At 72.2% G+C, this 10,742-nt stretch carries 8 protein-coding genes; 6 read left to right on the forward strand and 2 right to left on the reverse strand.

The window, feature by feature from the left end:
* Nucleotides 1–187 precede the first annotated feature (187 nt).
* From dacB to folE, 5 genes are all read left to right on the forward strand, one after another.
* Nucleotides 188–1,657, forward strand: a complete 1,470-nt coding sequence (dacB, locus tag AC5LUJ_RS11290) for a D-alanyl-D-alanine carboxypeptidase/D-alanyl-D-alanine endopeptidase (RefSeq protein WP_250289912.1) — start codon at nucleotides 188–190, stop codon at nucleotides 1,655–1,657.
* Between the two features lie 291 nt (nucleotides 1,658–1,948).
* Nucleotides 1,949–3,151: a zinc-dependent metalloprotease gene (locus AC5LUJ_RS11295; protein WP_250284931.1), complete on the forward strand. Its 1,203-nt coding sequence runs from the start codon at nucleotides 1,949–1,951 to the stop codon at nucleotides 3,149–3,151.
* A gap of 198 nt (nucleotides 3,152–3,349) precedes the next feature.
* On the forward strand, nucleotides 3,350–5,125 hold the full coding sequence (gene hpt, locus AC5LUJ_RS11300; protein WP_250284937.1) for a hypoxanthine phosphoribosyltransferase: 1,776 nt from the start codon (nucleotides 3,350–3,352) through the stop codon (nucleotides 5,123–5,125).
* A gap of 272 nt (nucleotides 5,126–5,397) precedes the next feature.
* Nucleotides 5,398–7,581 (forward strand): ATP-dependent zinc metalloprotease FtsH, encoded by a 2,184-nt coding sequence (ftsH, locus tag AC5LUJ_RS11305; RefSeq protein ID WP_250284929.1) that lies wholly within the window; start codon nucleotides 5,398–5,400, stop codon nucleotides 7,579–7,581.
* A 74-nt stretch (nucleotides 7,582–7,655) separates the two neighbouring features.
* Complete coding sequence (gene folE / locus AC5LUJ_RS11310) at nucleotides 7,656–8,330, forward strand: GTP cyclohydrolase I FolE (RefSeq protein WP_250284935.1); 675 nt, start codon at nucleotides 7,656–7,658, stop codon at nucleotides 8,328–8,330.
* A 129-nt stretch (nucleotides 8,331–8,459) separates the two neighbouring features.
* On the opposite strand, the gene hisG is transcribed toward folE, so the two are convergent.
* The gene (gene hisG, locus AC5LUJ_RS11315; protein WP_250289907.1) at nucleotides 8,460–9,305 is read right to left on the reverse strand and encodes an ATP phosphoribosyltransferase; all 846 of its coding nucleotides are present in this window, start codon (nucleotides 9,303–9,305) and stop codon (nucleotides 8,460–8,462) included.
* A 51-nt stretch (nucleotides 9,306–9,356) separates the two neighbouring features.
* On the reverse strand, nucleotides 9,357–9,620 hold the full coding sequence (locus tag AC5LUJ_RS11320) for a phosphoribosyl-ATP diphosphatase (protein ID WP_250284928.1): 264 nt from the start codon (nucleotides 9,618–9,620) through the stop codon (nucleotides 9,357–9,359).
* Between the two features lie 293 nt (nucleotides 9,621–9,913).
* On the opposite strand from AC5LUJ_RS11320, the gene AC5LUJ_RS11325 reads away from it, so the two are divergent.
* Nucleotides 9,914–10,708 (forward strand): HAD family hydrolase, encoded by a 795-nt coding sequence (locus AC5LUJ_RS11325; protein WP_250284926.1) that lies wholly within the window; start codon nucleotides 9,914–9,916, stop codon nucleotides 10,706–10,708.
* Nucleotides 10,709–10,742 lie beyond the last annotated feature (34 nt).

A 10,742-nucleotide genomic window follows, 5' to 3' on the forward strand; every position in this document is an offset into this window, starting at 1 on the left:
CCCTCCCCGGGGCTGCCGCCGGTTCCGGGAACACGCCGAATCACCACGGCCGATCCGGGAGATCCGCAGCGGCCACATCCCCCCGGCCGCGGGAGCGCGCTGGTGGCGAAAAACATAACCACGTGGCCGTCGGCCACAGGCGCAGCCATCAGCCACAGGACATAGTCTCCCGCACGTGACCCCTCCGATGCCGGGCCGGGTCGGTGGGCTCACCGCCATCGCCACCGCGCTGCTCGCCGGTCATCTTTCCGTTCCGCCCACGGACAGCCCGGGCATCGTGCCCGCTCCGCGGCCCGCGGCCGCGCCCTTCCCCGCCCTGGACCCGACGCTACGGGTCGCCGACCCCGCGGCGGTCAGCGCCAGGCTCACCCGTCCGCTCGCCAACCCGGCGCTGGGCAGCCCGGTGGGGCTGGTCATCGACGCGCTGTCCGGAACGACGCTGTTCGACCGCGGGTCGACCACCGCGGTGGCCCCCGCGTCCACGCTGAAGACCGTGGTCGCCGCGGCCGCGCTGACGACCTTCGATGCGCGCACGACCCTGACGACCCGGGTCTTCCACACCCCGCCGGCCACGCCGGGCGGCCCGGTGCCGGACGGCCAGGTGGCAGCCAGCACGGTGGGAGCCGTCGGCGCGGACGGCACCGGGGCGGCGGGCACACCGCCACCTGCCGCCGCCCCGCCCGGAGGCACGCTGTGGCTGGTCGGCGCGGGTGACCCGACCCTGACCGCCGCGACCGGGCCGGCCGGCTACCCGGCCCCGGCCCGCCTGTCGGAGCTGGCCGCCCAGGTCCGGGCGGCCGGCATCACCGAGGTCGACCGGCTGGTCGGCGACGGGACGCTGTTCACCGGGCCGTCCACCGCGACGGGATGGCGCGACAGCTATGTCACCGATGGCAATGTCACGCCGGTGTCCGCGCTCGAGGCCGACGGCGGCCGCACGACTCCCGGCGCGACCGGCCCGCGCAGCGCGACGCCCGACCTGGCCGCGGTGAACGCCTTCGCGGCGGCGCTGCGCCGGGCCGGTGTGCGGGTCGCGTCGACCGGGGTCGGCGCCATGCCCGGCGGCTCCGGCAGTACCGACGGCTCCGGTGGCCCCCGGCAGGTCGCCGAGGCCCACAGCCCGCCGGTCCCGTTGCTGGTCGAACGGATGCTGACCTACTCCGACAACGACCTGGCCGAGAGCCTGGGACGGCTGGTGGCCCACGCCCGTGGCCTGCCCGCGTCGTTCGACGGCGCCACCCGGGCGGTGCTCGACGTCCTGCGGGAGCTCGGGGTACCGACCGCCGGCGCGAACCTGGCGGACACCAGCGGGCTGTCGACAGCGAACCAGATCGCCCCGGCGACGCTGGTGGCGCTGCTGCGGACCGCCGTACTGCCCGGGCACCCGCAGCTGCGGACCCTGCTCACCGGGCTCCCGGTCGCCGGCTTCTCCGGGACGCTGGGTGACCGGTACAACGCGCCCGACACCCGCGCCGGTGCCGGCGACGTACGCGCGAAAACGGGCAGCCTGCGTATCGTGACAAGCCTTGCCGGCCAGGTCGTGGACACCGACGGCCGGCTGCTGCTGTTCGGCTTCTTCGCCCCGGTCGAGGAGGCCGGAAGCACCCGGGCCGCCCTCGACCAGGTCGCCGTCGCGCTCGCCTCGTGCGGGTGCTGAGCGGATGCCGGTACGGATGCGCGATGCCGATGCCGATGCCGAGCGCACGTGGATGCCGCGGGCGTCCGCAGACGCGCGGCGCCACGGCGCCGGCCGCCCGGACGGAGGCCGCGTGCCCGGGGCCGGACACCCGGCACCGGCGGCGGGCCGGCCGGCCGGCCGGGGAAACATCCGGAAGGTGGTGGTCGTCCGGAAAAATCACCCGACGGTGACGCGGAAATGGTCGACGGTGACCGGCGGATGGCAACGATAAAGCTGTCATCCCCAGGGAGAGGACATAGGCTGGCGGATGTGGACGCCGAGCCAGTCGACTGGGACCTCGCCGTAGCGACCGCGCGGCGGCTTGTCCGGCCAGGCCCGCAGCTGCCCCGCGCCGAAGCGGACGCGGTGGTCGCGGACCTGCGGCGGCTGGCCGTCGAGGCGGAAGGCCATGTCCAGGCCTACACCCGGCTGGAACCGGCCGGTCCGGCCACGCCGATCGCCGTGGTGGACCGTCCGGAGTGGGTCCGTTCGAACGTCGCCGGCCTGCGGGTGATCGCCGGGCCGCTGCTGGGCAAGCTCGCTGACCGGGAGCGGGGCCGGCTGTCCTCGGCTGTCGGACGCACCGTCACCGGCGTCCAGCTCGGCACCGCCCTGGCCTATCTCGCGGGCAAGGTCCTCGGGCAGTACGAGGTCTTCCTCCCGCCCGAGCAGGCCGGGACGGCCGGCTCCGCCCCGGGCGCGGCCCCGGGCGCGGCCGCCGGGGAACCGGCCGGTGCCCTCCGCAAGGATCCGGCCGCCGGGGCGGAGGCGGACTCCCCCGCTCGGTCGATCGTCGCGCAGGCCGGGCGCCTGAGCCTGGTCGCGCCGAACATCGCCCACGCCGAGCAGACGCTGGGGGTCGACCCGCGCGACTTCCGGCTGTGGGTCTGCCTGCACGAACAGACCCACCGCACCCAGTTCACCGCCGTCCCGTGGCTGCGTCAGCACCTGGAGAACGAGATCGGCGCGTTCATCGAAGCGACCGATCTCGATCCGGAGGTGCTCGCCGAACGGGTGAAGTCGGCCGTCAGCGCCGTGCGCGGCGCCGTGCTCGACCGCGGGCCGAACGCGCCGAGCATCGTCGAGGCGCTCCAGACGCCCGCCCAGCGCCAGGTCCTGGACCGCCTCCAGGCGCTGATGACCCTCCTGGAGGGGCACGCCGACCAGGTCATGGACGCGGTCGGCCCGAAGGTCGTGCCGACCGTCACCGAGATCCGGACACGTTTCGACAGCCGGCGTGGCGGTGGTTCGCCGATCGACCGGTTCGTCCGCCGGCTGCTCGGGCTGGACCTCAAGCTCCAGCAGTACCGGCAGGGTGGCGCGTTCGTGCGGGCTGTCGTCGCCGAGGCCGGGGTGGACGCGTTCAACCTGGTCTGGGAGTCCCCCGAGACGCTGCCGACCCGCGCGGAGCTGGTCGATCCGGTTGCCTGGATGCAGCGGGTGCTGGGCTCGCGCCCGTCCCTGTCGGCCTGACCAGGGGTGTCGATCACCGGACAGGACGAGCGGGGCCCGCGCCCAGGGCAGCCCGCCGCGCGGGACGATGCCACCGCGCTTGCCAGGACATCGCCTGCCGGGACATCCGCCGGAGCCGGCCCCGCCGGAGCCACCCCCGACGGGGCCGGCGCGCCGGACGATGCCGTGGCACGGGACGGCGCGGGAGCGCGTGGCGTGATGCGGGCATGCGGAGCCGTGAGCGGGATCCGGGTGGCCGTCCGGCGCTCGATCGCCGATCTCGCCCCTGGCAGCCTGGTGCTCGTGGCCTGCTCCGGCGGGGCGGACTCGCTGGCGTTGGCCGCCGCGCTGGCGTTCATCGCCCCCCGCCGGGCCCTGCGCGCCGGGCTGCTCACCGTCGACCACGGCTGGTACGAGGGTTCCGCGGCACAGGCGGCCACGGTGGCCGCGCGCGGCCGGGCGCTCGGGTTCGACCCCGTGGAGGTGCTGCCGGCGCACTCCCCGCGCTCGGAGGGCGCCGCCCGGCAGGCCCGCCGGTCCGCCCTGCTCGACGCGGCGGGGCGGCTGGGGGCGAGCGCGCTGCTGCTCGGCCACACCCTTGACGACCAGGCCGAGACAGTGCTGTTGCGGCTCGCCCGCGGGTCGGGCACCCGGTCGCTGGCGGGCATGCCCCGCCTGGACGGAGTGATCAGGCGTCCGCTGCTGGATGTCCGCGGGTCGGCGACGCGCGACGCGTGCCTCGCCGAGGGGCTGACACCGTGGGACGACCCGACCAACGCCGACGAGGCGTTCGCCCGGGCCCGGGTCCGGCACCGGGCGCTGCCCGTCCTGGAGGAGACCATCGGGCCGGGCATCGCCGAGGCGCTCGCGCGCACCGCGGACCTGCTACGGGCCGACACCGGCGCGCTCGACGCCGACGCGGCGCTGGCCTACGAGCGTCTGACGCTGCCCCAGCCCCCCCACCAGCTGCGCGGTCATGACCGGGACGCGGCCGGGCCGCCCGCTCGGGTCGACCTGGACCTCGCCGGGCTCGCCGGGCTCAGCGAGGCGCTGCGTACCCGGGTGCTGCGCCGGGCTGCCCTGGCCGTGGGAAGCGCGCCGACCGGCCTGCGGGCCGATCATGTCCGGGCCATGGACGATCTGGTGACCAGATGGCGTGGGCAGAAGCCCGTCCCGTTGCCGTCCGGTGTTGTCGCCGTCCGCGCGGATGGCAGGATCTCGGTGTTCCAGACCACCGGACCGCGGACCGCGGGCCGGGAGGAGACCTCCCCACAGCCCGCGGCCCGCGGGTCCGGGAGCCAGTCCAGCACCCACGCGCGGGACGCCCTGGCCGGCCGGCCGCGCGGACACTCCAGGGAGACTCAGGTGGCCGCTGCGCACACGATGCCCGACGAGATCGGCTTCGGCAGGCCCGGATCAGGAACGGATCTTTCCCCGCGGACCGGCCAGCACCCCGACATCGCCGAGGTGCTGGTCACCCCCGGTGACATCGCCGCCAGGATCGGGGAGCTCGCCGCCCGGGTCGACGCCGACTACGCCGGCCGCGAGGTGCTGCTCCTCGGCGTCCTCAAGGGCGCGGTGATGGTGATGGCCGACCTCTCCCGGGCCCTGACCATACCGGTGACCATGGAGTTCATGGCTGTCTCGTCGTACGGCTCGGCCACCTCGTCCTCGGGTGTGGTGCGCATCCTCAAGGATCTGGACCGCTCGATCGAGGGGCGGGACGTGCTGGTGGTCGAGGACATCATCGACTCCGGCCTGACCCTGTCGTGGCTGCTGCGCAATCTGCGCTCGCGGGGGCCGGCGTCCCTGGAGGTGTTCACGCTGTTGCGCAAACCGGAGGCGCTGGCGGCCGACATCGACGTCCGGTACGTCGGCTTCGACATCCCGAGCGCCTTCGTCGTCGGCTACGGCCTGGACTACGCTGAGCACTACCGTACGCTACCCTACGTAGGGACGCTGCATGCGGACGCGATCGCGCGTGGCGCCCGGTAGGCCCCGTCCGCCCTGGCGCGGGCGATGGCGATGGCACGGACCGTGCCGATGATCTCGCGAGCGACGGATCCGGCGGGCCGGTGGCGGCGGGTCACGCTACGAACCGCCCATTCGGGGCAGCGCGGCGGAACAGTACGCATCAGTTGCCCGTTGCTCGGATGTACGCGCGGTAAGGCGCGCGTACCGGCGGTACCCTCGGCACAAGGGAATCCCGAACGAGGGCGGCACACACGTCAGGAGGGTGGAGCGCGCGTGTCCAGCGCTCCAGGCAGATGACTCCAAGAAGAATCTTCCGCGGCTGGGTGCCTCTGCTGCTCCTGGCCGTACTCGTGATCGTTCTCGCGACCAATGTGCTGTCTGGCTCAGGCGAGTACACCAAACGTGACCTGAACTTCATTCAGCAGCAGATCACCGATGGGCAGGTCAAGGGCGCCACCATCCAGGACTCGAAGCAGCGCATCGAGATCACGACGAAGGTCGGTGACAAGAAGTACGAGTCGTCGTACGTCACCGACCAGGCCGTGAAGCTCGCCGACGACCTGCGGGCGCAGCGCGTCCCCTACGAGGTCAAGGTCGAGCAGGGCAACATCATCGTGTCGCTGCTGCTCAACCTGCTGCCGGTGCTGCTGGTGGTGTTCCTGCTGTTCTTCTTCATGAACCAGATGCAGGGCGGCGGCAACCGGGTCATGAACTTCGGCAAGTCCAAGGCCAAGCTGGTCAGCAAGGACACGCCGAAGACGACCTTCGCTGACGTGGCCGGCGCCGACGAGGCCATCGAGGAGCTCCAGGAGATCAAGGAGTTCCTGGAGAACCCCGGCAAGTTCCAGGCCATGGGGGCCAAGATTCCCAAGGGCGTGCTGCTCTACGGGCCGCCCGGCACCGGCAAGACACTGCTGGCCCGCGCGGTCGCCGGCGAGGCCGGCGTGCCGTTCTACTCGATCTCCGGTTCGGACTTCGTGGAGATGTTCGTCGGTGTCGGCGCGAGCCGCGTCCGGGACCTGTTCGAACAGGCCAAGACCAACGCTCCGGCGATCATCTTCGTGGACGAGATCGACGCGGTGGGCCGCCACCGCGGGGCCGGCCTCGGCGGCGGCCACGACGAGCGCGAGCAGACCCTCAACCAGCTCCTGGTCGAGATGGACGGGTTCGATGTCAAGGGCGGTGTGATCCTCATCGCCGCGACGAACCGGCCCGACATCCTCGACCCCGCGCTGCTGCGCCCGGGCCGCTTCGACCGGCAGATCGTCGTCGACCGGCCCGACCTGCTCGGCCGTGAGGCGATCCTGAAGGTGCACGCCAAGGGCAAGCCGATCGAGCCGGACGTCGACATGCTGGTCATCGCGCGCCGGACCCCCGGGTTCACCGGCGCCGACCTGGCGAACGTGCTCAACGAGGCCGCGCTGCTCACCGCCCGGTCGGATCACAAGTTCATCTCCTCGGACCTGCTGGAGGAGTCGATCGACCGGGTGATGGCCGGCCCGGAACGCAAGAACCGGGTGATGAGCGACAAGGAGAAGAAGCGGATCGCCTACCACGAGGGCGGGCACGCGCTGGTCGGGCACGCGCTGCCGAACAGCGACCCCGTCCATAAGATCACGATCCTGCCTCGCGGGCGGGCCCTGGGCTACACCATGCAGCTCCCCCAGGAGGACCGCTATCTGCGCACCCGGTCGGAGATGCTGGACGACCTCGCGGTGTGCCTGGGCGGGCGGACCGCCGAGGAACTCGTGTTCCACGAGCCGACGACGGGCGCCAGCGACGACATCGACAAGGCCACGAAGATTGCCCGATCCATGGTCACCCAGTTCGGGATGAGCGACAAGCTCGGCGCGGTCCGGTTCGGTGGCGAGAGCAGCGAGGTCTTCCTCGGCCGTGACATGGGCCACCAGCGCGACTACTCCGAGGAGCTCGCCGCGGAGATCGACGCCGAGGTCCGCCAGCTGATCGAGTCGGCGCACGACGAGGCCTGGGAGATCCTCGTCCGCTACCGGGACGTCCTGGACAACCTCGTCCTGCGTCTCATGGACGTCGAGACGCTCGGCAAGGACGATGTCCTGGAGATCTTCGCGACCGTGGAGAAGCGGCCCAGCCGCGGCTCCTACACCGGCGTCGGCAAGCGCCTGCCGTCCGACCGGCCACCGGTGATGACCCCGGCCGAGCTGGCCCTGCACAAGTCCGGCGACGTCAGCGACCTCGTCGCCGGCAGCGGTGCCGGCGCTGGCGCCGGGCAGCACGGCCGGACGAACGGAGCCGGCCGCGGCGGCAACGGTAACGGTTCGGGCACCCCTGGTGGGAATGGATCCACAACCACCCCGGTTGGCCCTGCTGACTCCTCGGCACCCGGGGAGGAGGACACCCGGGCGGGCTCCTCGACGCCGTCGTCGCCCATCCCGCGGATCTCGGATCCGTGGGCGCCCCCGAGCCTGCCGAACGACGACGACAGGGGACGCCGTTGACGACCGATTCCGGCCTCGCACCTCCCAGCGGGCACACCTCCCTCTCCACAGCATCCGCGAGCGCCGTGGACACCGTGGACACCGTGGACACCGTCACGCAGAGCGTGAACGCCGGTACGGCCCTCGCCGCGGACGTCGCCGCCCAGCGGCGGGGGCCGGATCTCGGCCCGCAGGCCGTCCGGCCGTTCGACCACGAGCGGGTCGCGCGCGCCGTCCGGGAGCTGCTGATCGGTATCGGTGAGGACCCGGACAGGGAGGGGCTGCGCAAGACCCCGGAACGGGTCGCCCGCGCCTACCAGGAGGCGGTCGAAGGCCTCGGACGGGACCCCTCCGAGGTGCTGACCACCGTTTTCGACGAAGGCCACGAAGAGATGGTGCTGGTCCGCGACATCGACTTCACGTCGCTGTGCGAGCACCATCTGGTCGCGTTCGCCGGCAAGGCGCATGTGGCCTACATCCCGAACGAAAGCGGCCAGATCACCGGGCTGTCCAAGCTCGCCCGGCTCGTGGACCTGTACTCGCGACGCCCCCAGGTGCAGGAACGGCTGACGACCCAGATCGCCGACGCGCTGGAACAGGCGCTCTCCCCCAGGGGGGTCATGGTCGTGGTCGAGGCCGAGCATCTGTGCATGTCCATGCGCGGGGTCCGCAAGCCGGGCGCCCGCACGATGACGTCGGCGGTGCGCGGCCAGTTCCTGAGCACCGCGACCCGCAACGAGGGTATGTCGCTCATCCTCAGCCGCCGCTGACCTCCCGCGGCGGCGCCGGACGCCTGGGCGCCTGTGCCTGACAGGACCGTGCCCGACGGGGCCCGTGTCTGATGGATGACCAGCCGTGCGGACGGCGCCCATCAGACACGGCCCACAGCCAGATGCGGCCTACAGCCGGCAGGCCTGGATGGACGAGACGATGATGCCCCGGGCGCCGATCTCCCACAGGTCGTCCATCACGCGGTTGAGCTCCGTGTGCGGCACCATGGCGCGCACCGCGACCCAGCCCTCACGCTGCAACGGGGATATGGTCGGCGACTCGTAACCAGGGGTTATCTCGCAGGCCTTCTCCAGCACGGAGTTCGGGACGTCGTAGTCCATGATGACGTAGCGTCGAGCGACCAGCACGCCCTGGATGCGGCGCAGCAGCCGTTCGTGCGCCGTGGTGAGCTCCAGCCCCTTCTTCACCACGACCACGGCCTCCGAGGACAGCACCGGCTCGCCCAGCAGCGTCAGCCCATGGGCACGCAGTGTGCGCCCGGTCTCCACCACGTCCGCGACGGCGTCGGCGACCCCGAGCCGGATGGCGGTCTCCACCGCGCCGTCCAGCCGGACGATCTGGGCGTCGACGCCGCGCCGGGCCAGGTCGGCGGCAACCAGCCCGGGGAAGGAGGTGGCGATCCGGGTGCCGGCCAGCGCCTCGACATCGGTCACGCTGCCTTCCGGCACGGCGTAGCGGAAGGTCGAGAACCCGAAACCCAGCGGCAGCAGCTCGTCGGCGGCGACCCCACTGTCGATCAGCAGGTCGCGGCCGGTGATGCCGATGTCCAGCCGGCCGGCCCCGACATAGACGGCGATGTCACGCGGCCGGAGGAAGAAGAACTCGATGTCGTTCTCGATATCGGTGACGACCAGCTCCGCCGATTCGCGACGCGCCTGGTAACCCGCATCGACGAGCAGCTGACTGGACGCGGTCGCCAGCGCCCCCTTGTTGGGCACCGCGAGTCGCAGCATCACAGCTCCCGTGTCACAGTCCGGCGCCGAATGCGCACCGAAGGGCCGTCATCACAGCCTGGAGTATACGTCGTGCGGTGTCAGACCTGCGGAAATCATCACCAGCTGGCTCCAGTACAGCAGCTGCGACAGCTCCTCCGCGACCCGCTCCGGCCCCTCGTGCTCCGCCGCCATCCAGGTTTCCGCGGCTTCTTCGAGGAGCTTCTTCCCGATGTGGTGAATCCCTTTGTCCAGCGCGTCCACGCTGCCGGATCCGGGCGTTCGTTCACGCCATTTTCCAGCCAGCTCAAGATATAGTTCGTCAAACGTTTTCATCGCTTCCCGGGCACCTTCCTTCCCACGGCCTTCCCACGCCTTACCACCAGTCGCAAGAGTGATCGTTCTGGACGCTGGAAGGGCTGTCCGCCGCCTGGAGCCCGCTCCGGCCGGCGACCCAGGGACCTCGGCCTCCCGGACCACGCGCATGCTAACGCAGCACCCTACGGCCCCGCGGGACACCCGGCCGCAGCATGATCACGCCCCCTTCGGCCCCACAGCCCCGAAACCCGGCCTCGGCAGGATGGAGGGCAGCCGGCGCAGCCCGCGTGGATGAGGTTTACTGAACGACTGTGTTCTGCCCAGCGCTCGTCGCCACCGACCTCGACGGGACGCTGATCCGCACCGACGGCACGGTCTCACGACGTACCCGCGCCGCGCTGGAGCGGGTCAGGAGCGCCGGGTCCATCATCGTCTTCGTCACCGGGCGCCCGACCCGGGTCATGGCCGACATCGTGGCCCAGACCGGCACGTCGGGCTTGGCCGTCTGCGCGAACGGCGCGCTCGTCTACGACCTGGACAACCGCGCCGCCCTCAGCCACCACGTCCTGGAGGCCGCCACCGCGCTCCGCCTGGCCACCGAGATCAGGGCGATCGTGCCGGACGCCGCCTTCGCCGTGGAAAGCGGTACCCACTTCGGCCGGGAGCCGGCCTTCACCACGATGTGGCCCGACCCGCACGAGGCCGTCGGGCACATCGCCGCACTGCTCACGGCCCTGCCCGTGACGAAACTGCTGGTCCGGCGCGCGCTGTCCGCGGGCGGCTTCGCCGACGTCCACAGCGCCATCGTGGCCGCCGCCGGATCGACGGCCGTGGTCACCACGTCCAGCTACGATCTTGTGGAGATCGCCGGGGCGGGTGTGTCCAAGGGCGTCGCCCTGGCGGAGATCGCGGCCGGGTACGGCGTGTCCGCGCGGCGCACGATCGCCTTCGGGGACATGCCGAACGACCTGCCGATGTTCGCCTGGGCCGGCCACGCCGTCGCGGTCGCCAACGCCCACCCGGACGTCCTCGCCGCCGCCGACGAGGTCACCGGCTCCAACGACGCCGACGGCGTCGCCCACGTCCTCGAACGCCTCTTCCGCTGACCACCTCGCCTCCGCCGGCCGCGCCGTCCCGGCC

This window comes from Protofrankia sp. CiP1_Cm_nod3, from assembly GCF_982290655.1.

Coding starts and splice junctions, on each gene's coding strand:
- dacB (WP_250289912.1), top strand. CDS start 188: ATGCCGGGCCGGGTCGGTGGGCTCACCGCCATCGCCACCGCGCTGCTC.
- hpt (WP_250284937.1), top strand. CDS start 3,350: ATGCGGGCATGCGGAGCCGTGAGCGGGATCCGGGTGGCCGTCCGGCGC.
- ftsH (WP_250284929.1), top strand. CDS start 5,398: ATGACTCCAAGAAGAATCTTCCGCGGCTGGGTGCCTCTGCTGCTCCTG.
- hisG (WP_250289907.1), bottom strand. CDS start 9,305: ATGCTGCGACTCGCGGTGCCCAACAAGGGGGCGCTGGCGACCGCGTCC.
- AC5LUJ_RS11320 (WP_250284928.1), bottom strand. CDS start 9,620: ATGAAAACGTTTGACGAACTATATCTTGAGCTGGCTGGAAAATGGCGT.